Below are 23,080 nucleotides of genomic sequence, written 5' to 3'. Positions count from 1 at the left end.
AGCTTTGACCGAGATTTTGAGCCAGTTGAAGGCCTGGGTGGTGCAAGCAAACAATCACCTAAATGCATATCTGCAAAAGATAAGGAGGCCTGACAATTCTCTCCAACCTCAGGGCCGGCATGCGACCTTAGCGAATTTTAAGCCAATGGTTAACGAGGGGGGAAGCGATTCGGATCAGCTAATCGCTGTGCAATGTACGTGAACGGCCACTCGAAAACATCGGCCATGATCTGATTTGCTTTTGATTTTGGTGTGCTAGTAGAAGATTGGTAATTCCAAATAACGCTTGTTAGGCCGAGTGCTGAAGCTCATTTAGATATTCGGATATCGTATTCAGCAGCTCATTAACTGATGATGAGGAAAATCCCGCTTTTATTTCTGCTTGGGCCATTTTGACAGTTTGTAGTAACGATGAAAGGTGCTCGCTGCGGATTGCCGCCTCCACAACTTCTTTTCTGTTGGATATATCTGAGAAAGCAAGATGTATGTAGTTGTCTAAAGAATTAATGTTTGTGTGACCTGTCCATTGTTGCACCTCACGTTTGAAGGATTCAGTGTTGATTAGTAAGTTCCTGAACTCATCAGAATTGTTAAAGTCATGCTGAATAATCAATTTTATGAAATATTGAGTGATGAAGCGATGTCTGTACATGTGTGGAGATAAGCGCTCATTGATGCCAGCTAGTCCCGCCAACTCTGAGATCTCTTGTGTGATCGTATTTGGCATTAGGCCCTTTCCAGTGCGTGCACTGATAAACAGCAAGCCATCGTCCTCAACTCCCAGAGATTTAATTTTTGGGAGTCGGTTAAATTCAATATAAGAAACGATGAATTTTAAATCCGGAATTGAGATGGGCAAGTATCGATGATGGATTGAGTTTCCGCGCTTTTTCGCCGTCATCAATTTTAATCCGATGATAGGCTCATGAAGCGCTGCATATACATCATGCGTCGTTATCGAAACCAGTTCAGAACGTCGGCAACCAGTATGGGCGAGTAGTTTAAGCATCACGAATCTACGCTTTCTGAGAAATAGGTCCTCAGTACCAGCGGCTGCGTCGATAATGGCATTCGAATGAGCCTCAGTAATCGGGAATCTTTTTTTGTCAGGCGATGGCTCAGGAAATGAACGGTGATGCCAATAGTATTTGGTGATGCGCTTTCTTCCCTTCCCAATATCTATTTCAGCTTTTCTTTTTTCAGCTCTGATCACTCCATCTTTACCGACAAACTCATCTCTACCGGTGATTTTTCCGATATAGGCCAGTAAGTCGATACAGTTTTTCCCTATCGTAAGTATTGAAGTTGTCGACCGAAGTGTGTGTGTCGTAGACAATGATTTCTTGTTGTTAAGCAACGTCTGCATGAATAGTATAAAGAGGCTATCGGTCATTTGCGCAACATCAATCGCGTTATCCGAACAAAAACGCAGTAAATGGCTTATGTTGCCCGCATAGGTTTTTAATGTTCCGCCTTTGTTATTGCGAGACAATCCTTTTCTATAAAGAGAATGCATGTAGCAATTAGAGTAGTGACACCATGTACCGTTAGGGTAGCGAAGCATCGGGATGTACGAAGCCGAGTTGAAAATATATGTTTGATCGGAAAGTAGAGCTAAAGGTAGCTGAAAGTGCGCTGATGTCAAACGATAAAGTTTAGTCATTGGTCGTGACTCTGGGATATTTCAATAGTGCATAAATTTCCGATTGTTGTTTTTCGCAGAGTTGAATATTTACTATATTGTTTGTCTTCTTGGCGTACGCTCTCGCCTGTTCCATGCTTGTTTCTAATGCGATGGTGTAGCAAAGAATTTCTTCGTTGAGAAACTGTATTTCTTTTTTAAGAGCAATGACGTCGTCTTTTAACGTTCTAGGTTTGTCTTGAGCAGAAATCAGAACCACTACTGGGGAACACACTTTTAGTGCCAAAATTCTTGCATGATCCATAGCCTCAAAGCCTCCTGCAAGAAAGCAATCAGCACGGGTCTTCAACGTATTTAAAGAGCAAGGATAGATGTTTTTATCCGGAGCTGAGTGTCGAGCTAATGAGCCTTGTGATTTTAAGAAAGCTCCTATTGCTGATTTCTGATATTTGTGTGGATGAGAGGCAATATCGAGAAGTAAATTGTAAAGGTTGATTGTCGAATGGAGTTTTTTGTTCATATTGATTTTATCAGCTTAGTTGCCAGCCTATATGTAGTTGCGTCGTCTATTTTAATAAAATGTGGCTCGACAGTTAGCGAGTGGTTTTCGATTAGTGTTTCCAAGTAGATTTCTACTTCTTGAGAATCCAGTATGGTAAATTCAGATGTTCCAAAATGTGAAAGTAGAGCTGCCGCGAGTTCATTGGATACCTCTTTATCGCCAGCCGCTAAGGAGTCTGCCAGATAAGCTGCTTTTACCCCGCGAAGTACTTCTCCGGGAGTGGCTTCAGTAATGTAATGATAGAGGTGTTCAAGATCTGCATGGCCCAAGAACCATCTTAATGTGTCGAGGCCACCAAATGAATTGCCCCAAAAAAATATCATCGAAAAGCCGCGCCTCAGTTGGTGCTGGCGGAAATAAAATCTTGATCCTTCGCTGTTTCGAGGTGCCTCAATGTAGTCGCAGAAAAAATCAATACTTCTATTGTAGGCAGGCGAATGTAAGCTCTTTTTTAGTCCTTTTGCATATCTGTCAGGCGGGGCGAACAAATATGTATGTTCAATAATGAGTTTATTTTTGAGCAGCAGGCTTTGGAAGTTTTCCAATGTTTCAATAATGTGAACGCCGATACTTGGAATGGGTCTTTTTAAAATTTGTTTATTGGATAAAAATCCGGATTTTGCGTTAAAAAATATTAAATTTCGCTTTGAGTCATCAAGGCACTCAAACGGCATCAAGCTTTTAAGTTCCGATTGGCGCCGCGCCATCAGTAATCCGATGATCAATTGCGCTGCGCCATAATATACTCGTAACAGTTCCCACAGCCCCTCGTTACTGCGGAGCCTGTTAAAATACTCCTGAACTTTGTTTTCTCTAAGTTCTTTAGAGAGTTTTTTGCCAGCCAGCATCTTGGTGCTAAGACTCCAGCATTGGACTCCTAACCCAGCTAGGCGAGGTGTGATAGCTTTGCGAACCCACCAATCCGAATCAGGATCGTTTACGCTCTCCCCATACTTTGCTTGAGCAGCAATGACAGCAGAAGCAGATTGGAAAATGTCTTCTCCGTACTCGTAAATAAAATCGATAGCCTTTTGCAGCGCAGGTAATAGGATACTCGGCCTCAATGTCTTAAAACGCATGGTTTGCGCTAAATTTAGGTGCGCTTTCAAAGCACTCAAACTGAGCTTAGTAAAAGCATGACTGGGAATTTCAATTCCTAATTCTGGCAGTTTGTTTATCGCCATAAAAGTTGCATAATATTTGGTAAACTGTCGATCTGACATCGAGTCTTCATTTGCCGTGCGAACCCCAACGACATTGTACTCAGTTGTCATCCCCGGATAAGGGGCCAGATTTAGCTCAGGTAAAGCACTTTTTATAGCGCCCCCCACAAGGGTATTTTTATAGATGTGTGATGCCAGTCGGGTGATGCTTACCGTTAACCTGTACCCCGAGCTGAGAATGGGACTATAATAATCGTTCTCATGTAGCCATATTTTGACTTTAAGAGTTTCGCTTGGCGAAAGGCCATATGCTGTTTCATTTTGAATCATTAAAACATAGAGATCGGGATTTTTTTCAGCGAAACGTAAGACAATCTGATCGCTACACTCACTGGATCTTCTTAGGAAATCGACCACAGTTTGCCGCCAGTTATAGACCCCTTCAGCAATTTTTTCCGAACTCGACAACTGATAAAAAAACGATGCGACATCGTTTTCTGTTAGAAGGTTTAATCCATGGCTGGCGAGCTTAAGGCGCGAACTGTTCAGCAAAAGGTAGTCAATGATGTTTATCGCTCTTCGCGTGTTAGCGTACGCGGTGATACTACCTGGTTTTACACCTTGATTTAAATTCTGGGTATTCTGAACAGTTATCCAGTTTTTGAATAATTTCAATAATTTTTTGTTTTTGGGGTCGGAAAGTTTAGACCCGTCCTCGAGCTCCACGTTGAAATTTACACAAAATCTATACCCGTGCGCGAAATCAAAGCACCATACGTTGGAATCAAAGTCCGAGGTCAACCATTCGCTCTCAAACCGAGTTTTCTGGGAGGGGAACATTTCTTCCAGAAAGGCCAGCGCGTGAATATTTTCTTTCGCGTTCATTTAAATGGTTATCCCTAGTTTGTTTTTAGCGTTAGAGAGTGCAAGCTGGATGTCTGGTCGATCACTAAGGCATGAGTCAACGTGAGTGATTATTTTAGAGCTGAGATCTTTCCAAAGACTTGATTGTAAATGGCTGCTAGATTTGTACCTTGAATCATTAAGCTTTAATAGTTCTTCAAAAATTTGTTCATTCAGTGATACCAATATAGAGCTGTCGGGCCGCGCCTCGCTAAAGCGAGTGTTTGATTCCTCAGGGGGGAGTTGTATCGAGTGGTTTAATAAAAACTCCTCAACCTGCTCTAAGCTGTCAAAACCTGAAGCCTTCAGTTTGTATGGGCTCCCATCCATCGCTTCGATAATTATTCCTGCTTGAAAAATTCTAATCCATCGATCCTGAAAGAAATCCCAAATGGGTGCTGGGAGATAGCGCGCTAACAACGATGGATCAAATGATTTATGGCCAAGAGCTTCGGACATTTTTTTTGCGCTTTTTGATTCTAAATAGATCATTACTCCAGCGGTCGCGCGAATTGTGGAGAGATTAGCGCGTTGTGCGAGGTACGTAGCTTCAGCATGATCTAGGTTCGTGTATTTCTTTAAGCCGGATACCAGTCTTTCTATTGGGATGGGTGATGTGGTAACCGAAGCTAACTTTGGTCGCTGAAATTTGCCGAAGCTTCTAACTGCGGATAATAATAAATATCTGTAATTATCATCTCCAATAGATTGTAGGTATCGTCTGCCGTAGTCGGTGACGTCGATTATTTGTTGAACAAGATATGCACCGTACTCGCAAAGGCTAATAGTCTGCTCAGCTTCACGGTGCCCTCTACGAAGTTTATATCCAACTAATTGATACCCGTTGTCGGTTGGGATGAAACCAATTTTTTTCCCATGCTCATCATATATCTCCAAGTTTTCCAAGAAACCAACGGTGATTTTTGGATACAGACTTACGAGTAGTAGGCAGTGTGGGTACAATGAGCTTGTTGTTGCTAATCCTAGCTCATATGCTGTTTCTGCAAATGGCGAAGCAAAAATTTGGACAGCTCGCTCCATTATATATGAATAGGAGTGCTCTTCGATATTTCGTGCTGCATTAGCAAAGCACGCTGGATTATTCCGATCTCTCATCCATTGAATTTGGCCTCCCTCGTTTTCTCCAGATCCACCGATCCAGCGCAGTGTTCCATTCGGCGCTTCTCGCAATCGTCGATTTAGTCTGGCGTCCAGATCTGCGACTTCAGCTTTAGCCCAGGTTGTTAAGTCGTTCATTGATGAGTTTAGGCTGTCAAAGATGTGGTAGATAGCCGCTTGGTCGGTAATCTCTAGTGGAATATCGTGCAATAATTTTGAATGAACGAGTGTTCCGTCATTTCCAGTGCTGATTCTTGAAGCCGCATCGGTATAGAGTCTCTTTGGTAACACGGGTAATCCAGCATACCCCCCACTTAGTAGGGATGCTGGAATGAGTTGGTTGCGCACGAAAGCTGAGAATTGTACGTTCCAGGCCGATGCGATGGTGCTTAGTTTCTGACCTTTTCCGCTATCATATGCTGTTGTAACGTAATACTTCACAAAACGATCCCAGAATTCGCTCATGAATACGTCTGAAGTTAAGTGTGTAGGTGTGATATCCAATAGTTGAGTCTCTATAAAATCTCCTAGATTCGATAGCATTGGCATTGCTCGATAACGCCTTCCTGATAGGAAGATATGAGTTTCAGAATAGAGTTTCCTTGTAAAGTTGGCACCAAGCTTTCGGTAAAACGCCCATAAGGGAAGAAAATGCATCCCTCCAGAAACATTCAGCAACGGCCATCCTCGCCAATATTCTATTTTTTGGGGGCATTGCTCTAAGCTATTCAGCACACTTATGTATTTGTTTATTTCTTCGATAGTCAAGGGGAATGAATAATCTTTCTTGGTGGGGTATTTCTCTGATAGGAAAGGAATTATTGATATGAAAAACCTCGCTCGTTGGGCGCGAAGTAGCGGAGTCGTTTCAATATGTTTTTCTGAATATAAAAAACCTAGGAAGCCTTCCGCCACCTTTCGGAATTTCGATTGCGATCGCGGAGTTGCCGCCTGACGGGTTATCTGGAGGTAGCACTCAAAGCTTTTAAGCGTAATCTGCTTCACTGATGAACATAGCCGACCACGGCTCGACGTTGCGTCGGTAAATATTGCCCTTTGGTATTCATTCAGCTGCTCATACGGATAGTGATCATAGTGGACCCCATTTGAGAAGATTGGCAACGATTCGATGGACGGAAATGCCATGGTAAACCCTTGATCTGACGGTCTAAATTCGATTTTGACAACCAAACCTAAAAAGTCAAAATGGAAGTTCATCGAGGAACAGCACGCCGTGGTGGGCGAGGGTGATTTCGCCGGGTTGCGGTTTCGAACCACCACCCACCAGCGCTGGGCCGGAGGCCGAGTGATGGGGCTGGCGGAAGGGTCTTTGCGGCCAGTGGCTCAGGGGCACGCAACTGGTGACGGATTGAATGGCAGCGACTTCCAGCGCCTCGTTTTCGGCGAGCGGTGGAAGCAAACCCGGCAACCGACTCGCCAGCAACGTTTTCCCGGTCCCCGGCGGTCCGCTGAACAGCAGGTTGTGGCACAAAACACCCACGGCTTAATCGGTTGATGGTGCTGGGGCTCAGGACAGATATCTTTTTGATGGTCTAGGCTCCCCCCACTACCCATCAGGAGGCTTCCGTATGAGCAAGGATAAAATGGCTACTTGCCATTACAAATATGTACTTGAGGGTAAGGAGAAAGCGGGGAAAACAGAGGTATCAGAAGAGCTCAAGCACCCAGGCTCGGCGCATGACTTATCGGAAGCGCTAAGACGCAGCATCAGGCTGGATGAACCAAAGTATTTTATAAAAACACCCGAGGAGCATGGAGCAACGCGCACGGGATACCTTGTAGGGCCTGCCATGATCGTATTTGGTTGGGATAAAGAATTCGAGCGAGGGTTTGAGTCGGGAGTAACTGACAGATTCAACTTTTACGTTAAGGATAGGCCTCTCAAATTGTGAGGTTCGCTGCGCGAGGGCTGATCTGACCGTACCGCACGACAAGCCGTAGACCCAGCACACCGAAGGTGAAAGACTGACTAGCCAGATTGGAGGGTGGACAACCTCGCTATGGATGTGAATTTCCGGCTACAGCCTATCGATGGTGAAATCGTTGTGGTCGAGGACGACCCTATACTACGTGACCTGATGCAAGAAATCTTGGTGGACGTTGGCGCTAAGTGTGTCGCTTTCAGCAACGGTGACGATGCTTTGATTTACTTGCTGCAATCTGACACCCAATGCGCCCTAATCATTGCTGACCACGGGCTACCGGGACAGGTTCAAGGGGCAGAGTTGGCGGAGCTTGTCCGGGGCAGATGGCCCGAGATACCGATAATAATTACAAGCGGCTGGACTGACACCTTTATCGGGCTGCCGGGAGCTACCAACTTCCTTCCAAAACCGTGGACGTTAGAAGGTTTGGTGACGGCAGTTGCGGAATTGCTTCAACCCGGTGTGCCGGTGAGTAAGAAGTCTTCACTCCTCGGCGAAGATGATTGAGAGCCATGGCGGAAAATGGCGCTTTCTCAGGGGCATTAAGCAGTACCTGGATTTTCAATGACGGGGGCCGCTATCTTTGCCGAATATCTGAGGTTTCAGGGGCGCTTGAGGCTACCCCTGACCCAGAGACGGAACAGGCGCTAGAACGCCTCAGAGGGCGTGAAACCGCCTAGAAAAGACGGTTCTTGAGTGAGAAGTGCTTGGGTCTTCTTTCTTACTGATCAGTAGTTACTTGTTCCAGTGACGCTTCACTGTTGCTATGCCAATCTTCAACTCGGTAGCTACCTGTGCCTGAGTTTTGTCTTGTGCTTTCAGGCGCTGAACATCTGCTGTGGTATCGGTGGCTTCGGGACGGCCAAGCTTCTTACCCTCTGCTTTGGCCCGCAGCAAACCTTGCTGTGTACGCTCGATAAGCAAGTCACGTTCAAACTCAGCCACAGCCCCCAGCACTTGCATGGTCATCTTGCCTGCTGCACTGGTAAGGTCTACACCACCGAGGGCTAGGCAGTGGACGCGGATACCAGTTGAAGCCAGATGCTCTACGGTTAGGCGCACGTCCATTGCATTACGCCCCAATCGGTCCAGCTTGGTAACGATCAGCACGTCACCCGATTCCATACGTTCTAATAGCTTCTGGAAGCCTGCACGCTCCTTTGCAGCAACGCTACCTGACACCGTTTCTTCCACTACCCGGCTGGTTTGTACATCGAAGCCAACCGCTTTCACTTCCTGCACTTGGTTTTCAGTGAACTGGTTGGAGGTGCTGACTCGGCAGTAGAGGAAGGTGCGTGACATGATGTTTGGCTCCGGTATCGTTTAACGTGGTATCAGTGTACCAAGGTATCAACAATATCCAAAGCCTATTTATATGATACCTAATACCGTCTGTCAGGAAGGTATCGTTTAACGGTCGTTTGATGATGCCTAAAAACGGCGAAGTTGGTTGATTGCATCGGTGAGGGCCTGAGCGTTCTTATCCAGTACCTGAAGCGAACCCAATACGTTTTCAGCTATGTGTGCACCTCCGTGGCGAGTTGCCCAGTTTGCAACCTCTTCTAAAGCAGCGGCGATTCCATGCTGGTTATGCAGCAGGAGGGTAAGCGCGTCCGCTGTGGCGATGTTGGCTGAAGTGTTGTCTGGCATGGTGATCGTCCTTGAGAAATGTGAGGGCACCTAACGACACCCCCACGGTAAACGGCTATTTACCTTTGGGCTTCGTAGGTTTCGTCGGCTTATCCTTTTCCTTTACGGTTTCCCTTGGTCTTTTCTTGGCCTCGCCCTCGGTTACGTACTCTCCAGTAACCGCATCACGATATCTTGTCGGCATATCCACTCCTTAATAGCTCATCGCCACGCTGGCGACACCGACAAAGCTAGTTCAGGAAGCTCTTATAGCAAGGCGCTGAAGGACTCTTGCCTTCTAGTGAAAACTGTCGGTGGGATGACTGATAGTGCCGTTAGGAGATTCAGACGGCTTTACTGAGGCCGGGAGTGAGGGCTAGATTTAGCACTGCCATTACTCGCCCCGCGTGTGCCACCATGGACAAATAGACCTAGACCAAGGAGAGCAGGCGAATGGAAAACCTTAACGGTTGGCAGCGATTGTGGGCAGTAGTCAGCGTGTTAGCTGGCCTGTACACAATGGTCTACCTATCTGATGGGTATATGCACCCAACGGACAATGTAAAAGCTTTGTATGACAGCGAGATTGCTCGGCTGGAAGAAACGCTTAAACAGGTGAGCACAGGCTCAGGCAGCGAGCAAGCGGTGAAGCAAGCAGAAGATGCTATCGCTGCAAGCAAAACCAGCTACGTTAAACTCATTCAGGACATACCCAAGGTTGCGATATGGTCATTCGTTGTTGCAGCGATAGCATCGCTCGCAGCAGGCGTAGGAGTGTTCCTTGCTGGTATGGCCGTAGGGTGGGTATATCGAGGCTTTCGCCCCTTGCCACTCAACCCTACGGTAGAGGCTCCTCAGGTTGCGGCACATACACCTGAAGCAGCACAGGCAATACAACGTCCAGCCCTTCCGAATCCGCATAATAATAAACCCTGATTGCTCCTGGTGATTCATACAAGGATGTGCAGCTATGCAACGAAAGACACTTGTATTAGCGTTCTTGGTCATTCTGATTTCTGGCTGCGGTCCATCCATTGAAGAAGTGAGTGAGCAGACAAAGCTGTCTATGCAGGAAAAGTTGAATTCCGATGAAAATCTAAAAAAGTATGATCTTAAGGTTCGCAGCGTCACAGCAATTCATGAATCTGGAAACAAATACAAAGGTATGGCTGACGTTGAGGGCGAAGGAGAGAATCATCAAGTGACGATAGATATCATCGCAGACGGGAAGAGCATTTTTTGGGAAGCAAAGCCTATGGCGTTTGCTTTCGTCCTCCGCCTAAAACCCAAACCACTCGAAACAGCCCCTGTTGAACCTGTTCAGAACAAGAGCATAATTTGGAGCGTGCAAGTCGCGTCTCTTTCATCTGAGACAACTGCGTTGCAGCTAATGGAGAATCTAAAACGGGCTGGATATGGTGTCTACCGAACTCAGTCAGACGGCAAAAATCGTATTTTTGTTGGGCCTATATCGGAACGGGGAGAAGCAGACCGGATACGGCAACAGTTGGACCGGGATCATAACCTCAAAGGCTTCGTGGTTAGATATTTTCCCCAATCAGCGACTATCAACGAATAGGAACAGAGAGTCGTTGATACAGAGGTGTCAATTCTACTTGAGCGTAGGTGAGCGCATATCCCTCTACAAATGCGGGAAATGCCTCTTCGCTCCAAGGTCCGCCGACTGCCTCCCCATTAACGAATACAGCACCATTTATCCAGCTCCGTGACATAGCAGTAAGGTCGTAATATAAGCCTACGGCTTCGCTGGGAGTGACTTCAGATTCTATCTGCACCGACCAACGCCCGGACCTCTCTAGATACTGCCACCGCTCCTTAACGGGCGAGAACGAGCCAATAGAAGGCTTTGTGCTGCTGTCTAGGTTGTCTGCCGAAGCCTTCAAGATAAACCAATAGAAATACGTCATTGGTTACGTGCCTGTAGTAATTTGAGCCGAGCATCTAAAATTCTAAGCTGTGATTCCATGTCGGTATTTATCCTATCTTGCCTTTCAGCGTTATTATTAATTTTCCCCTCGGTGTAGTTAACCAGTGAGTCCAGTCTCTGCCGGATCGCATCATCACTACTATGGTCAGCCTTCGTTGTGATCAAAGCAAATGTCAGCAATGAAATACAGATAACACCTATGAGTCCGAACAGAACTGGGACGGCAATTGCAACATTATTCAATTTCCTAAACCTTCTTATTTCTTATCGTTTTAACTTATTATTCTGCAAAGCGTTATAATATTGCATTATTGGCGGAGGAATGCATCGTGCTAAACAGTTGGCGTCAATAACCCAACAAACATGCAGGGTGCAAAGGAGTGGGGAGACATAAGTCTCCCAAGCTCCTGCTAGCTCGATTCCTGCTTGCTTAATCCTGTTTAGGGAATCTTTTCAATAGTATCTCTTTGGTGTGATCCACAGGTTCTGTAGGCTTGCTCGCTTCAAGCAACAGATCTACATAGACTTGAATCTCATCATCTGACTGCTTTGGCTTTACAGCGGCTACTGGTTCAGCAGGCTTTGGGGCCTTTGCAGTCTTGCTGAAATACTGGGCGCTTAGAAGTTTCTCTTCGCGGGTCTTTGGAAATAGAACGTTCTTCATCATATTGTAGCTCCGTACTTATTGGATTAATTGGTGTTGAGGTTTTGGAATACTTCCTGAGCTTCAGCCAAAGCAGCAGCCAATTCCTTCTCTTCTTTTACTTGAAGAGCCTTGGCTTCTTTTGCTTTCTTTTGATCGAACAACTGCTGAGCCAGGAGCTGAATGTTTCGTTCCTTGTCTGCCTCCAGTTCAAGTTCGTATTGCGCTTTCACCTCTTTTTCAATTCGCTGAAGCTCTTCTTCCAGATTTTCTTTCTCAAAACATACGAGCAGATATCCGTTCAGGTTTTGAGGGGTGCGGAACTGACTGAGTTTTCGTCCTTTCTGTGCCATTTCCATAATCTTTGGAATTACAATCGATACAGGTTCGTGAATAGTTTCCAATGCTGCCGCTGAGCTTTTGAAACTGAAGATGGCGTTCTTCAATCGTTTATCAAATACTTCCTGATCGAACTGGAAGCTTTGAAGGCTAACGTGTTGTTTGGTACTGGTCATATATTATTTCCTTCTATGTTTTAGATGCCATAATGGCTTTGTGTAAGGCAGGGGATTGCCTTGTATCTTGTTCAGTTAAGAACAGAATTTGTTATGTATGTATTTGTGTGGAGGTCGTGTATATCAAGGCTTGGAGCGTAATGCTAAATATCTTTTTATTACTAGTCGGCTGTTAGAAGTCTACATAGATGGGTTCGATGAATTTCCTCAGATTGGGGTTAGTGGGATTAGGTTGATAGTCATCTTCAATCTGAATGTTAAGCATCGAATAATCGTATTCATCTGTCCCACACACGTAGTTGAAGCTTTCAAACATAGCCAGTTCAGCATTCGCTAATTTTGCTTCCTCCAAGTACTCGTATTCTTGAAGCTTGGTGCACAGTCCTAAAGATATGATTGCGTCCTGCACCATAGGTACTTGTTTGTAAAACCGCTCGTACTGATCGGCGTGCCACTTTTGTATACTGTCATTGCTGCGACTGTAGTCCGGCGATAGATCAGTGACGCACAGATATTTGCGGAGAGTGTTCACCACCAATTTCTTATCTACTGGCGCGCCTTGCATCGCCTGAAACGTCTGGAAGCTGACGAAATCACGCAGCTTGCTTGCACCCATACCGTCCCGGAGCTTCAGAGGTGCCCACATAGCGCCGTAAGGCCGATCCAAGACGGTGCTGAGGCCTTCTTGGTCTGGTTCCCGGCTTAACCACGCACCCACCGCCCGAAGGACTGGAGTGAAGAAAGCTATGTTGTCTCGGTGCGTACCAGCGGGCAGCTGTTCAGCGAGCCTTATAGATTCATCCAGCGCAACCAGAATCGAACGCCTAGGACTCAGGTCCATTTCATACAATTCCTTGTTTTCAAAGTTTGCACGCATCTTGTCTAACTCGCGCTTGCCCTTCTTTTCAAGTTGAGTGAGTGAAAACCCACAGTCAGGAACATTTTTGTTGATCCAGCGTGCCTGGGACAGTCGAGGCGATGTATCGATCTTGTTATTGTTGGCATACTCCACTAACACGCCCCCCAAATACTTTGCTACTTTCGCCAGCACGTCTTTATCTGATGTGTCATCTGCAATCAACCATTTCTGTTTGAGGCTCGCTCTACTGACTGAGAGGCCCATGCCTTCATATGACTTGTTTGAATGCACCTGATTGGCTAACGCCGGGGCAATGAATAGATTATGAGGATGTAAACAACCTACGGAGTGTGTGCCCTTCACAGGGCTCATATGAGCCGTATGAAACTTGCTTGTCCTGCTTTCGGGGTTGTACGCATATGTCTTGTGCTTGTAATTGTATAACTCAAAAAGCTGGGTGAGCGTCTCAGGAGTATGTCCTTGTAAACATTCTACCGTTCCTGCACGGCGTACTTCACGAGAAAGCCACAACCAATGTTCAGATACAGGTAGGCGAGCAATTCTCTTTTCAGCCTTGCTAAGTCGAGTTGACTCTTTCTTGTTTCTTGCAGCTGCGTTATTACTCGCAACGCGGCAGGCTGGGGTGCAGTATTTGCTTTTATACTGAGACGTTGTGTACGGGGAATTACAGTAGCTGCAAATCTTGTTTCGCTGGACCATCTTCTACCTCACGAGGGGCTTGTAGTTTGATTAATTTAAACAGTTTATCTATTGCTTTGTTGCAGGTATGTGTAGGACTGTCATAACCCCACATCTCCATTAGCTCAAGCAAAGATGTTGTGGCTTCTTGAGACAATGAAACCTTTATCTTTTTCATATATGTATTACCTTGGGTTGGCTGTAGATCAATTAAGACGCGGGTTGTAGGGCAAAGACTTATTAATCTTTATCACTTACTTAGCTTTGCAAACTGTTCCTTAAGTTCGCGGTGGAGAAAGTAGCGGCGGCAGACTGCGTTCATCATCCTTGTAAAAGAGTCGTAATGTTCGGCCTCAGCTTCCAACAGTTCGATAAGATCCAGTGGCATTGCGATTTTAACAATCTTAGTTTGCATAATGATCATCTCCGTTGGGAAGGGTTAGAGCGAGCTGGAATTCTTTGACTTGCTCCGGGGTTTTCAATGCCTTTAGTGCTTCCTTGATTTGTAAGCGAACCTTCTTTCGTGCTGAATAAAGAATGACGCTGCAATTGTTGCTACAGTGCCGGTGATTTTTATTGGTGGGCTCGAATAATGCGTTGCAGATTTCACAGTTCATATAGTTTCCTCGGGATAAATGAAATTCGGGTTTGGGTGTTGATGTGCTTTACTCAGAATTTGAATCAGTTTAAATCCCGCAAGAGGGCCTTCGCCGGGATAGCTTTTCTGTCGCCAGTAGTGAAAGTGGTTATGGCATTTCTGAGAACAGAGAATCTTGGAACTTCGTGTGGTTAGCATTTCACTCCCACACCATTTACATTGCTTTATTAGTTTCATAGGCGTTGAAAAGCCCTCCGGTATTGTTTGGAATATTCAAGATTAAGGAATTTAAAACAAAAACAAACCACAATTCAGACTAAATCTATAGCGCGAATTGTGGTTTGAAACTTCAGAAGTTTTTTGATGGCGGCTATTGTAAAGAAGGAAACAATATCCGCCTGCATTGACCTAACGAGGAAACTCTAATAACACCATTAGGTCGAATGTTTTTTAACGAGGGGGTATGCGAGAAGGTAGAGCGAAGTACTATTAAATCTGGATCAGTGTTGTTTCTTTTATTGAGGATGTATCATCTCACACTTAGTGTTCAAATTGCAACTTTATTTGCAGTTAGTTAAGATTAATTAGTTATAACTATGTAACTAGCTATAACTTGCTATGGGGTTGTGTTTATTATTGTTTGCTTGTATGTCTTACTAAATCGAAATGGGTTTCAGGAGAACTTCAGATAAAAGAATACCTATACCCGGCCATACAGAGCCAACGCTCTGCCTAAGACCGAATAGAGATACCTTATCTGATAGCTCGCCTGATTCCATACCCGTAATACACCGAAGCGTTATCGAAATTGGGAACGAGGTAAGTTGAATCCGAAAAAACCAGATTCTATACAGTCTGCACGGGTAGGGCAGCTGCCTTCAGGACAATGACACTAATAACGCATTGTCTCAACACATTGCATATCGCACGACTTTATTAGAATCGTTAGGGAGGTAGTGTTTTTCAGTTTACCTTGCAGACTGTCCCATCACTCACAGTAGTCCGCTTGTTTAAGAAAGAAGCTGCCATCTCACACAGGAAGCGTTAGCCACCATGTTAACCGACCTTCAATCCGATCTTATATTTTTACAAGAGGGTATCTATTCTACAGTATAAATCTAACTACCTCAATCAATCTCTTGCGTTATTGCTGAAAGTAGTAGTTCGGCTTTAAAGCTCTTGTGAGGGGCGTTAGTCGTTGGAGGCTACATAGGTAGCCATTTTCAGCGAACGGCGATTTGACACCCAAAAACACCGCAGTGAGAGGGCTTTTCGACAGACGTTAGAGGCGTTGAAGGGGATCATTCTTCGTTATCAATATCGTCGAGCATTGTTTCGTGAAGTCTAGCAAGGTCTTCTACCGTTACAGATCTCTTCCTTTCGCCCTGGAGAATGTCACGACCCCTGTTGAGGTGGCCCATCATACCAATCGCGAAACTGTCGCCCTGCTGCTCTGCCAAAATAGTCAGCGGGCGGGTCAGCGGAGTGAACACTAGAGCTACGCCGTCATCCTTAATACCCAGCAAGGTTTTGTCGCCCGAAAATACCCAATAGTTGATTATATGGGCGTACTTTACTTTTCTCACCCGACCAAGGGTGACTATGACATTAAGTCCCTTTAACAGCCCGTTTGCACGCGCTCTACCTTGAAAACTCTCAAGATCTAGCCTGCTGAAGAAATCTTCCTTGGATAAAATTTTCTCTCGGGACAAATCCGTCTTTAGCTGCTCACGCTGGCGCTGAAAGCTTTCCAGATTCTCTTCAAGGTCAACCATGGTCTGTACAAGAAAGGACGGAATTTTACCTGCTGACGTTGCCTGTTCTTGTAGTTCACCAAGCCTCGACTGTACTTCAGCAATTTTCCCATCAAGTACCTGCACGTCTCGCTGAAGCTGGCCCTGACTATTTTGAACCAGACTCAAACTGTCCACTTTAGCCAATAGCTCTTTGAATACGACTTCTGATCTATCCAGCCTAAATTGTTTGCTCGGGCATACCCCTTTTGCGCTGTTGTAGCAACGAAGGTACTTACTTCCCTTTGGAGGCTTGCCCTTGTTTACGAGGTGCAGCGGCCCTTTGCACAACCCGCATTTCGCTATTCCTTGCCACACGTTGAAATTCTTGGAAGGCTTCGTCGCCTTGCTGACATTTCGGGACACGCGAGCCGCTTGGGCCGCATAGTAATCAGCTTCCGATATCACGGCGGGGAAGAAATCCTTTACGGGCTCACCTACAAGTTGACGCAATCCATCCACAAGACCAGTCGGCTGGTATTCGCCCAATAAAGCTTTGTTACTTAGAATCTTGCCGGTGGAGCTGCTGCCCCATTTCCCAGATAGGTTGCGTTTAAGGCTTCCAAAAACCGGTACGTTTTCTTCATTCAGAATCTTAGCTATTGCGCGATGCCCATGCCCATCACACGCAAGCTGAAATATTCGTTTCACAACTTCTACACGTTCGGGCAATGGGTGGTATTCGCCATTGTTGAATTCGAGCCAATAGGGGCATGCACGACCTAGCGGTTTCTTCTCGGTTCGAGCCAGTGTTTGCTTTTGCTTCCACGCTTTGCTTACTCGTTGCCCCTTGAGATTGCTCTCGTTGTGGGCGCGACTCATGTGAACTATTGAAATGATTAGGTCTAGCTCGTTGTAATCCTCTGTGTACAGCTTGCCATCGGCAGAGGTGTAGACCTTGATGCCTTTGTTCAGGAGGTCTAGAAAGCGGGGTAGAGCATCTTTCACCCGCTCCCGACTCAGACGGTCCAAGCTCTCTACAATCAGAGTCGAGCCAGCAGGAACGGTGCCGTCTTCCACGTATCCGAGGAATCTCGCTAGCTCACCCGTGTCGTCAAGGTGCTTCGCCCTGAACGCTGATCGCCCCTTGTCGAAAAATAGATAGTCACGGGAGCTGACAAGCTCTAACCCATTGGCCTGACAGTATTGATCTGCTGCCTCCCGCTGGCGCCTGTAACTATCACCTTTGGCTTGCTCCGGGCTACTGAAGCGTATGTAGCTATAGGCTTTTGACATAACAAAGGGCACGGGCAATGGGTGGAGGTGTAAAGTATCATAAGGTAAGCAGGTTATGAGCCCCAGCCGCCGCAATCAGCAATGCGCGCTTGGCCGAGATTTGCCCCTGCACCTCATTCAAGTCCGGATAGGGTTTGCTGGCATAGAGCAAGCCATTGGAAACGTAGGGTTCGACCGGCGTATGTCCATTGAAGTGCGCAACGGCTTCCAGCAGGTGATCCACGGCAAACACCTTCAATCCCGACGCCAGGCAGGCTTCCTCGGCATTCGCCCGCGGCACCATCAGCGAGCGTCCGGCCTTGCGCGCAGCCAGCGCAGCCGGCAGCACGCCCCTCACGGCACGTACCGCGCCTGACAGCGCCAATTCTCCCAGGCATTCAATGTCATCCAGCGTCAACGTCGGCACCTGCACACTGGCGGACAGAATCCCCAAGGCGATCGCCAGATCAAACCGTCCACCATCTTTAGGTAAGTCCGCAGGCGCGAGATTCAGCGTGATGCGCCGCGCCGGGAATTGCAGGCCGGAATTGATGATCGCACTGCGTACCCGGTCCTTGCTTTCCTTCACTGCCGCTTCGGGCAAACCGACCATCGTCAGCGACGGCAAGCCGTTGGCCAGATGGACTTCTACGGTAACGGCGGGCGCATCCACGCCAATCTGGGCGCGGCTGTGGACGATGGAGAGGGACATGGTCGTTCCTTGAGCTTTACGGGAACCGCTTCCTGCGGTTTTTGAAGGGTAGTCGGGGTGTTGTTCTTCGGCGTTACGAATGAGGCGACAAACTTTCACTGGATGTTGCGAGTGTCTTTCTGGTGATGAAGCGTAAGCGAGCGTGGGGTGCCGACGTAATGGGTCTCGGGATGATGTTTTTGTAGGACCTTGCCTAGAACAATGACGGACGCCGGTGAAAGTGGGTGAGCGCTCTTGTCTGTCTGGCTGGGCTGCTTATGATCATTAATTGATCGCTGACTTCGGAGAGGATAATGAACAGTAATGGAATGCGGCCCGTTCATCCTGGCGAAATTCTTCAGGAGGAGTTTCTTGAACCGTTGGGCATTTCAGAGTCAGCTTTCGCCCATTCGTTGAACGAACCGTTAAATGTGGTCAACGATATCGTGATGCAACAGCGTTGTGTCAGTGCTGATCTAGCGGGGAAGCTATCTGACCACCTGAACACCACGCCCGAGTTCTGGCTGAACCTGCAAGCGACTTACGATTTGCGGGAAGCTGGAATCGAACGTGGTAGGGCTTTAAATACTTAAAGCGATTGCAACATCCGCGAAGCACGCTTCCACCAAGGCGCATTGACCGTCCGTTGCACCCGTTCACCCTCCGCAAGCATGTGCGGAACATCCTGCAACCGAATCCACGGCTGGTTATTCCAGTGCAGCAAACTCAGCGACATCTCCGGCCAGTTCAACAGACTCAGAATCGGGCGTTCGCTTGTTGCCGGATGTTGGGCGTCTCTGAGGGCTGGCACTACGTCGTGGGTCAGCCATTCACGCAGGCCTCGGTATTCGGGGCAGTAGTGGTAGACGAGCAGGGCGTAGACGCCGGATTCGCTGATTAGCAGGGTGTTTTCGAGGGTGCCGTGGATGACGACTCGCGCGGATTGATGTTGATCTGGATCGAGTTTTCGGACGGCGCGTTCGTCGAGGAAAAGGCGAAGCAGACGGCCCAGGTCTCGGGCGCTGAACCAAGGCTGGTTTTCGATCAAAAGCGCGTGGAGGTGGAGTTTGTGGCGGGTGAAGACGTGAGGGACTAGATAAGCGTTATCGCAACTCATTAATACAGCTCCTTTTGCTAAAGAGGCTGCCGTCAATCGTCGCCAAACAATTGGGTGGCAGCTGTACGCGGGTTGGCGAACCGGAGCAAAAGGAACCCGGCAGACCCGAAGGTCTCCCACGCACAGCCGCCATGACTCGAGAGATGGTCGTCGTACGCCTTAAGCTTCCAGGTCGCCAAACCCAGTGCCGAATATTCAGCTGAGAATGAGCTTAGGAGCCTGGGCTGCACGGCGCTATCGGACGGCGGTGGTGATCTTTGTAGGACGTTGCCGAGATGGTGGCGGGGCGGCGGATCAGGAGATTGCAGCCTTTGGCAGGTCCTACAGGGTTGGTCTGGCCAGTGTGGGAAGGCTGGTAGACCGAGGTGACTCTATTCGCGAGCAGGCTCGCTCCCACAGGGGGTTGCGTTGTCAGCAGGGTTACTCGGCAGGCGGACTCAGCTTCGCTTCCAGCTCCGCAACCTTCGCTTCGAGGCTTTCCAGCCGTGCCCGGGTCCGCGCCAGCACAACCATCTGGCTATCAAACTCTTCCCGGCTCACCAGGTCCAGCTTGCTGAAGCCGCTCTGCAACAACGCCTTGAACTGGCTTTCGATTTCGCTTTTCGGCAATGGGGTTTCGCCGCTGAAGAGGCGGGAGGCGGTGCCGCTCAGGGCGTCGAGGAAATCTTTGGGTGCGAGCATGGGAAATGTCCTGTCAACAATGGCGGGCAGTGTATCACGCAGTGTCTATAGTCAATTCCGTCAGCAGGGATGCACGCTTTTCGCGCATGTGGACAGACGGCTGCGCACTGTTGTTGTGCGTATCCGTGGGGCCGATTGAGGAAAGGGGCTGTTGGCGGCGGTCAAGGGGTTGAATTCAGTGGGTTTTGGCGAGATGGCAAGCTTTCTGCTTAGTCAGTCGTAACCCATGCACTGATGCAGTCGCTGTGACGAATGCAGTGCGCCAAGCGAAACGGGGAGTTGTTTCGTGAGGAGCGGTTAGCTGGCGTCGGACGGGCAGGTAAGGTCGACGATGCGTTACAAAGCCAGGCACTGCGCTTAGACTTGAGTCGGGTTTGTTTTCCTGGGGCAAGTCCACCAATTCGGGAGAGAGTTTTCATGAAGCTAGTCACTGCCATCATCAAGCCGTTCAAACTGGACGACGTGCGCGAGTCGCTGTCCGAGATCGGCGTGCAGGGCATTACCGTTACTGAAGTCAAAGGCTTCGGTCGGCAGAAGGGTCACACCGAGCTGTATCGCGGCGCGGAATACGTGGTCGATTTCCTGCCTAAGGTAAAGATCGATGTCGCCATTGACGACAAGGATCTGGACCGGGTTATCGAGGCGATAACCAAGGCCGCCAACACCGGCAAGATCGGTGACGGCAAGATCTTCGTGGTCAATCTGGAACAGGCGATTCGCATCCGTACCGGCGAAACCGATACCGACGCGATTTAAACGCCGCCACAAACCCAACGCCCCAGGAGAAAACAATATGACTCTGCGTAAATTCGCAGGGCTAGGAGCCCTGTTGTCCCTCGTAATGCCCAGCCTGGCTATGGCGGCAGACGAAGTGGCGGCCCCAGTCCTCAACTCCGGCGATACCGCCTGGATGATGACCTCGACAGCCCTCGTGCTGTTCATGACCATTCCCGGCCTCGCCCTGTTCTACGGCGGCATGGTTCGCTCCAAAAACATTCTTTCCGTGATGATGCAGTGCTTCGCCATTACCGGTCTGATCAGCATTCTGTGGGTCATTTATGGCTACAGCATCGCGTTCGACACCACCGGCATGGAGCAGGGCGTCGTCAACTTCAACTCGTTCTTCGGTGGCATGGGCAAGGCATTCCTCGCCGGTGTCACGCCGTCGAGCCTGACCGGTCCTGCGGCGCTGTTCCCTGAGGCGGTGTTCATCACCTTCCAGATGACCTTCGCCATCATCACCCCTGCGCTGATCGTCGGTGCCTTCGCCGAGCGGATGAAGTTCTCCGCCATGCTGATCTTCATGGGCGTGTGGTTCACCCTGGTTTACGCACCGATTGCGCACATGGTCTGGTCCGGCAACGGCGGCCTGATGTGGGATTGGGGTGTGCTCGACTTCGCGGGCGGCACCGTGGTGCACATCAACGCCGGTGTGGCCGGTCTGGTTGCGTGCATCGTGCTCGGCAAGCGCAAAGGCTTCCCGACCACCCCGATGGCACCGCACAACCTCGGTTACACCCTGATGGGCGCCGCGATGCTGTGGGTCGGCTGGTTCGGTTTCAACGCCGGTTCCGCCGCTGCGGCCAACGGCACGGCCGGTATGGCAATGCTGGTGACCCAGATCGCAACCGCCGCCGCTGCACTGGGCTGGATGTTCGCCGAGTGGATCACTCACGGCAAACCAAGTGCACTGGGTATCGCTTCGGGTGTTGTGGCCGGTCTGGTCGCCATCACCCCGGCCGCTGGCACCGTGGGCCCGATGGGCGCGCTGGTCATCGGCCTGGCAGCGGGCGTGGTGTGCTTCTTCTGCGCCACCACGCTGAAACGCAAACTCGGTTATGACGATTCCCTGGACGCCTTCGGTGTGCACGGCATCGGCGGTATCCTCGGCGCGATCCTGACCGGTGTGTTCGCCGCACCGTCCCTGGGTGGCTTCGGCACCGTCACCGACATCGCCGCTCAAGTCTGGATTCAGTGCAAAGGCGTGGGCTTCACGGTGATCTACACCGCGATCGTCACCTACATCATTCTCAAGGTACTGGACGCTGTCATGGGCCTGCGTATCACGGAAGAAGAAGAGGCCGTCGGCATCGACCTGGCACTCCACAACGAACGCGGCTACAACTTGTAAGCACGCGCATAAAAAACTTGCCCGGCTTGCCGGGCATTTTTTTGTCTGGCGTTTGTCAGTGAAGAGACTGCTGAAAGGTTTTTTCGTACACGTTTGGTGGCGTTTACGACGGGCGTTTTTCTGCGGCCAATGGCTTACATGATTGAAGGAATATTAGGGCCTTTGTTTTTTCCCAGAGCGCGCTAGAATGCGCCCCGAACGTGCGGAGAACTGTATGTGGCAACAGACTCTGATTACCCTGCGGGCACGGCCCCGGGGCTTTCATCTGGTAACGGACGAGTTACTCGCCGGCCTGCCTGAACTCAAGGCGTGCCGGGTCGGTCTGTTGCATTTGTGGCTGCAGCATACCTCGGCGTCGTTGACCATCAACGAGAACGCCGATCCGGCGGTACGTCGCGACTTCGAACGGTTTTTCAATCGTCTGATCCCACAAGGAACAGACGGCTATGAGCATAACGACGAAGGCCTGGACGACCTCCCGGCGCACTTCAAGGCCAGCGTGCTTGGCTGTCAGCTCAGTTTGCCGATTTCGGCAGGCCGACTGGCGCTGGGGACCTGGCAAGGTGTTTATCTGGGCGAGCACCGTGATTTTGGCGGTGCCCGTAAAGTCCTCGCCACCGTGCACGGTGAAGAGGCATGAACCGCTGGTCACCAGCGGTTATTGAATTTTTCCGGCGGCTGTCGACAGACGGTGAAGCTGGGCTATAACTAATCTGCTTTTCGCAAGTCATGAGGTAGAACATGAGCGACGATGATCTGGAAAACGACGACCTCGAAGTAGGCGACGACGACGAAACCGAAGAAGGTCTGGAAGCAGCGGCCGAAGACGTCGCTGAAGACGACGGCGGTGAAACGCCCGTTCCGACCGCCAAAGGCAAAGCCAAGGCTGCGGTGTCGGTTGACGAGCTGCCGAGCGTCGAAGCCAAGAACAAGGAACGCGACGCCCTGGCCAAGGCCATGGAAGAGTTTCTGGCACGGGGCGGCAAGGTGCAGGAAGTGGAGGCCAATGTGGTCGCCGATCCGCCCAAGAAGCCTGACAACAAGTACGGCAGCCGGCCTATCTAAGCGTCTGCTATTGGCTTGCTGAAAAGGCCCGCCGTCGCTGCGGGCTTTTTCATGGGCGGTAAAAAGCTCTGGGCCTGCGGCGATCCCCTGTAGGAGTGAGCCTGCTCGCGATTGCGGTGTGTCAGGCAACATAAATGCTGAATGTCACACCGCAATCGCTG

At 49.0% G+C, this 23,080-nt stretch carries 23 protein-coding genes and 2 pseudogenes; 9 read left to right on the top strand and 16 right to left on the bottom strand.

From position 1 onward, the window contains the following. Positions 1-289: 289 nt before the first annotated feature. The 5 genes and pseudogenes from QMX98_RS14560 to QMX98_RS14540 all read right to left on the bottom strand — a co-directional run. Positions 290-1,663 carry a tyrosine-type recombinase/integrase gene (locus QMX98_RS14560; protein WP_238706143.1) on the bottom strand — a complete coding sequence of 458 codons (1,374 nt, stop codon included), beginning with the start codon at positions 1,661-1,663 and terminating at the stop codon, positions 290-292. Further along, positions 1,656-2,162, bottom strand: coding sequence for a hypothetical protein (locus QMX98_RS14555; protein ID WP_282410953.1), 507 nt, complete (start codon positions 2,160-2,162; stop codon positions 1,656-1,658). The genes QMX98_RS14560 and QMX98_RS14555 overlap by 8 nt, the downstream gene beginning before the upstream one ends. Further along, positions 2,159-4,252 carry a hypothetical protein gene (locus QMX98_RS14550; protein ID WP_282410952.1) on the bottom strand — a complete coding sequence of 698 codons (2,094 nt, stop codon included), beginning with the start codon at positions 4,250-4,252 and terminating at the stop codon, positions 2,159-2,161. The genes QMX98_RS14555 and QMX98_RS14550 overlap by 4 nt, the downstream gene beginning before the upstream one ends. Further along, positions 4,253-6,607, bottom strand: a complete 2,355-nt coding sequence (locus QMX98_RS14545; protein ID WP_282410951.1) for a hypothetical protein — start codon at positions 6,605-6,607, stop codon at positions 4,253-4,255. It lies immediately after the preceding gene. Further along, positions 6,597-6,875 (bottom strand): annotated as a pseudogene (locus QMX98_RS14540) (ATP-binding protein); the annotation flags it as partial. The gene QMX98_RS14545 and the pseudogene QMX98_RS14540, both read right to left, overlap by 11 nt. Before the next feature lie 103 nt (positions 6,876-6,978). Here QMX98_RS14540 and QMX98_RS14535 point away from each other — a divergent pair. Both QMX98_RS14535 and QMX98_RS14530 read left to right on the top strand, forming a co-directional pair. Continuing rightward, entirely contained in the window at positions 6,979-7,302 is a 324-nt protein-coding gene (locus QMX98_RS14535) for a hypothetical protein (protein ID WP_282410950.1), read from the top strand. Between the two features lie 93 nt (positions 7,303-7,395). Continuing rightward, entirely contained in the window at positions 7,396-7,842 is a 447-nt protein-coding gene (locus QMX98_RS14530) for a response regulator (RefSeq protein WP_282410949.1), read from the top strand. Between the two features lie 228 nt (positions 7,843-8,070). Here QMX98_RS14530 and QMX98_RS14525 read toward each other — a convergent pair whose 3' ends face one another. Together QMX98_RS14525 and QMX98_RS14520 are read right to left on the bottom strand one after the other, a co-directional pair. Further along, positions 8,071-8,637, bottom strand: coding sequence for a recombinase family protein (locus tag QMX98_RS14525; RefSeq protein WP_282410948.1), 567 nt, complete (start codon positions 8,635-8,637; stop codon positions 8,071-8,073). A 129-nt stretch (positions 8,638-8,766) separates the two neighbouring features. Continuing rightward, positions 8,767-8,985 carry a hypothetical protein gene (locus QMX98_RS14520; protein WP_282410947.1) on the bottom strand — a complete coding sequence of 73 codons (219 nt, stop codon included), beginning with the start codon at positions 8,983-8,985 and terminating at the stop codon, positions 8,767-8,769. A gap of 432 nt (positions 8,986-9,417) precedes the next feature. Between QMX98_RS14520 and QMX98_RS14515 the strand changes: the two genes are divergently transcribed. Continuing rightward, a complete protein-coding gene (locus QMX98_RS14515) occupies positions 9,418-9,900 on the top strand; it encodes a hypothetical protein (RefSeq protein WP_282410946.1) in 483 nt (160 codons plus the stop codon). A 34-nt stretch (positions 9,901-9,934) separates the two neighbouring features. Continuing rightward, positions 9,935-10,543 carry an SPOR domain-containing protein gene (locus QMX98_RS14510; protein WP_282410945.1) on the top strand — a complete coding sequence of 203 codons (609 nt, stop codon included), beginning with the start codon at positions 9,935-9,937 and terminating at the stop codon, positions 10,541-10,543. Positions 10,544-11,342: 799 nt separating this feature from the next. On the opposite strand, the gene QMX98_RS14505 is transcribed toward QMX98_RS14510, so the two are convergent. The 7 genes and pseudogenes from QMX98_RS14505 to QMX98_RS14475 form a co-directional block, all read right to left on the bottom strand. After that, on the bottom strand, positions 11,343-11,579 hold the full coding sequence (locus QMX98_RS14505) for a hypothetical protein (RefSeq protein ID WP_282410944.1): 237 nt from the start codon (positions 11,577-11,579) through the stop codon (positions 11,343-11,345). A gap of 23 nt (positions 11,580-11,602) precedes the next feature. After that, the gene (locus QMX98_RS14500) at positions 11,603-12,070 is read right to left on the bottom strand and encodes a hypothetical protein (protein WP_282410943.1); all 468 of its coding nucleotides are present in this window, start codon (positions 12,068-12,070) and stop codon (positions 11,603-11,605) included. Between the two features lie 172 nt (positions 12,071-12,242). Next, positions 12,243-13,460: a hypothetical protein gene (locus tag QMX98_RS14495; RefSeq protein ID WP_282410942.1), complete on the bottom strand. Its 1,218-nt coding sequence runs from the start codon at positions 13,458-13,460 to the stop codon at positions 12,243-12,245. A 154-nt stretch (positions 13,461-13,614) separates the two neighbouring features. Further along, positions 13,615-13,806 carry a hypothetical protein gene (locus QMX98_RS14490; RefSeq protein WP_131672167.1) on the bottom strand — a complete coding sequence of 64 codons (192 nt, stop codon included), beginning with the start codon at positions 13,804-13,806 and terminating at the stop codon, positions 13,615-13,617. A gap of 72 nt (positions 13,807-13,878) precedes the next feature. Beyond that, entirely contained in the window at positions 13,879-14,043 is a 165-nt protein-coding gene (locus tag QMX98_RS14485) for a hypothetical protein (protein WP_166405450.1), read from the bottom strand. Positions 14,044-15,527: 1,484 nt separating this feature from the next. After that, positions 15,528-17,255: a recombinase family protein gene (locus QMX98_RS14480; protein WP_282410941.1), complete on the bottom strand. Its 1,728-nt coding sequence runs from the start codon at positions 17,253-17,255 to the stop codon at positions 15,528-15,530. Positions 17,256-17,301: 46 nt separating this feature from the next. Then, positions 17,302-17,946: pseudogene (locus QMX98_RS14475) on the bottom strand (magnesium chelatase domain-containing protein); the annotation flags it as partial. A 293-nt stretch (positions 17,947-18,239) separates the two neighbouring features. On the opposite strand from QMX98_RS14475, the gene QMX98_RS14470 reads away from it, so the two are divergent. Beyond that, positions 18,240-18,518 (top strand): HigA family addiction module antitoxin, encoded by a 279-nt coding sequence (locus tag QMX98_RS14470; protein WP_077747144.1) that lies wholly within the window; start codon positions 18,240-18,242, stop codon positions 18,516-18,518. Here QMX98_RS14470 and QMX98_RS14465 read toward each other — a convergent pair. Both QMX98_RS14465 and QMX98_RS14460 read right to left on the bottom strand, forming a co-directional pair. Further along, the gene (locus QMX98_RS14465) at positions 18,515-19,042 is read right to left on the bottom strand and encodes a Bro-N domain-containing protein (RefSeq protein ID WP_282410940.1); all 528 of its coding nucleotides are present in this window, start codon (positions 19,040-19,042) and stop codon (positions 18,515-18,517) included. The two genes, QMX98_RS14470 and QMX98_RS14465, sit on opposite strands and share 4 nt — an antisense overlap. A gap of 420 nt (positions 19,043-19,462) precedes the next feature. Then, positions 19,463-19,723 (bottom strand): accessory factor UbiK family protein, encoded by a 261-nt coding sequence (locus QMX98_RS14460; protein ID WP_145306590.1) that lies wholly within the window; start codon positions 19,721-19,723, stop codon positions 19,463-19,465. Between the two features lie 417 nt (positions 19,724-20,140). On the opposite strand from QMX98_RS14460, the gene glnK reads away from it, so the two are divergent. The 4 genes from glnK to sutA all read left to right on the top strand — a co-directional run bounded on the left by glnK (position 20,141) and on the right by sutA (position 22,919). Beyond that, complete coding sequence (glnK, locus tag QMX98_RS14455; protein WP_002555808.1) at positions 20,141-20,479, top strand: P-II family nitrogen regulator; 339 nt, start codon at positions 20,141-20,143, stop codon at positions 20,477-20,479. A 37-nt stretch (positions 20,480-20,516) separates the two neighbouring features. Continuing rightward, positions 20,517-21,854 carry an ammonium transporter gene (locus QMX98_RS14450; RefSeq protein WP_010465110.1) on the top strand — a complete coding sequence of 446 codons (1,338 nt, stop codon included), beginning with the start codon at positions 20,517-20,519 and terminating at the stop codon, positions 21,852-21,854. A 214-nt stretch (positions 21,855-22,068) separates the two neighbouring features. Beyond that, positions 22,069-22,494, top strand: coding sequence for a secondary thiamine-phosphate synthase enzyme YjbQ (locus QMX98_RS14445; protein WP_008030499.1), 426 nt, complete (start codon positions 22,069-22,071; stop codon positions 22,492-22,494). A gap of 101 nt (positions 22,495-22,595) precedes the next feature. Beyond that, complete coding sequence (gene sutA / locus QMX98_RS14440; protein ID WP_010465107.1) at positions 22,596-22,919, top strand: transcriptional regulator SutA; 324 nt, start codon at positions 22,596-22,598, stop codon at positions 22,917-22,919. Positions 22,920-23,080: the final 161 nt, after the last annotated feature.

This window comes from Pseudomonas sp. PS02303 (genome assembly GCF_029959925.1).
In the GTDB taxonomy this organism is placed as follows: Bacteria; Pseudomonadota; Gammaproteobacteria; order Pseudomonadales; family Pseudomonadaceae; genus Aquipseudomonas; species Aquipseudomonas mandelii.
Note: the sequence above shows the minus strand (reverse complement) of the source record. Positions and strands in the feature narration are given on the sequence as shown.

Excerpts from the sequence above, each read along its gene's own strand:
- QMX98_RS14560 (WP_238706143.1), bottom strand. The coding sequence starts at position 1,663 with ATGACTAAACTTTATCGTTTGACATCAGCGCACTTTCAGCTACCTTTA.
- QMX98_RS14555 (WP_282410953.1), bottom strand. The coding sequence starts at position 2,162 with ATGAACAAAAAACTCCATTCGACAATCAACCTTTACAATTTACTTCTC.
- QMX98_RS14550 (WP_282410952.1), bottom strand. The coding sequence starts at position 4,252 with ATGAACGCGAAAGAAAATATTCACGCGCTGGCCTTTCTGGAAGAAATG.
- QMX98_RS14545 (WP_282410951.1), bottom strand. The coding sequence starts at position 6,607 with ATGAACTTCCATTTTGACTTTTTAGGTTTGGTTGTCAAAATCGAATTT.
- QMX98_RS14535 (WP_282410950.1), top strand. The coding sequence starts at position 6,979 with ATGAGCAAGGATAAAATGGCTACTTGCCATTACAAATATGTACTTGAG.
- QMX98_RS14525 (WP_282410948.1), bottom strand. The coding sequence starts at position 8,637 with ATGTCACGCACCTTCCTCTACTGCCGAGTCAGCACCTCCAACCAGTTC.
- QMX98_RS14520 (WP_282410947.1), bottom strand. The coding sequence starts at position 8,985 with ATGCCAGACAACACTTCAGCCAACATCGCCACAGCGGACGCGCTTACC.
- QMX98_RS14515 (WP_282410946.1), top strand. The coding sequence starts at position 9,418 with ATGGAAAACCTTAACGGTTGGCAGCGATTGTGGGCAGTAGTCAGCGTG.
- QMX98_RS14510 (WP_282410945.1), top strand. The coding sequence starts at position 9,935 with ATGCAACGAAAGACACTTGTATTAGCGTTCTTGGTCATTCTGATTTCT.
- QMX98_RS14505 (WP_282410944.1), bottom strand. The coding sequence starts at position 11,579 with ATGATGAAGAACGTTCTATTTCCAAAGACCCGCGAAGAGAAACTTCTA.
- QMX98_RS14500 (WP_282410943.1), bottom strand. The coding sequence starts at position 12,070 with ATGACCAGTACCAAACAACACGTTAGCCTTCAAAGCTTCCAGTTCGAT.
- QMX98_RS14490 (WP_131672167.1), bottom strand. The coding sequence starts at position 13,806 with ATGAAAAAGATAAAGGTTTCATTGTCTCAAGAAGCCACAACATCTTTG.
- QMX98_RS14485 (WP_166405450.1), bottom strand. The coding sequence starts at position 14,043 with ATGCAAACTAAGATTGTTAAAATCGCAATGCCACTGGATCTTATCGAA.
- QMX98_RS14480 (WP_282410941.1), bottom strand. The coding sequence starts at position 17,255 with ATGTCAAAAGCCTATAGCTACATACGCTTCAGTAGCCCGGAGCAAGCC.
- QMX98_RS14470 (WP_077747144.1), top strand. The coding sequence starts at position 18,240 with ATGAACAGTAATGGAATGCGGCCCGTTCATCCTGGCGAAATTCTTCAG.
- QMX98_RS14465 (WP_282410940.1), bottom strand. The coding sequence starts at position 19,042 with ATGAGTTGCGATAACGCTTATCTAGTCCCTCACGTCTTCACCCGCCAC.
- QMX98_RS14460 (WP_145306590.1), bottom strand. The coding sequence starts at position 19,723 with ATGCTCGCACCCAAAGATTTCCTCGACGCCCTGAGCGGCACCGCCTCC.
- glnK (WP_002555808.1), top strand. The coding sequence starts at position 20,141 with ATGAAGCTAGTCACTGCCATCATCAAGCCGTTCAAACTGGACGACGTG.
- QMX98_RS14450 (WP_010465110.1), top strand. The coding sequence starts at position 20,517 with ATGACTCTGCGTAAATTCGCAGGGCTAGGAGCCCTGTTGTCCCTCGTA.
- QMX98_RS14445 (WP_008030499.1), top strand. The coding sequence starts at position 22,069 with ATGTGGCAACAGACTCTGATTACCCTGCGGGCACGGCCCCGGGGCTTT.
- sutA (WP_010465107.1), top strand. The coding sequence starts at position 22,596 with ATGAGCGACGATGATCTGGAAAACGACGACCTCGAAGTAGGCGACGAC.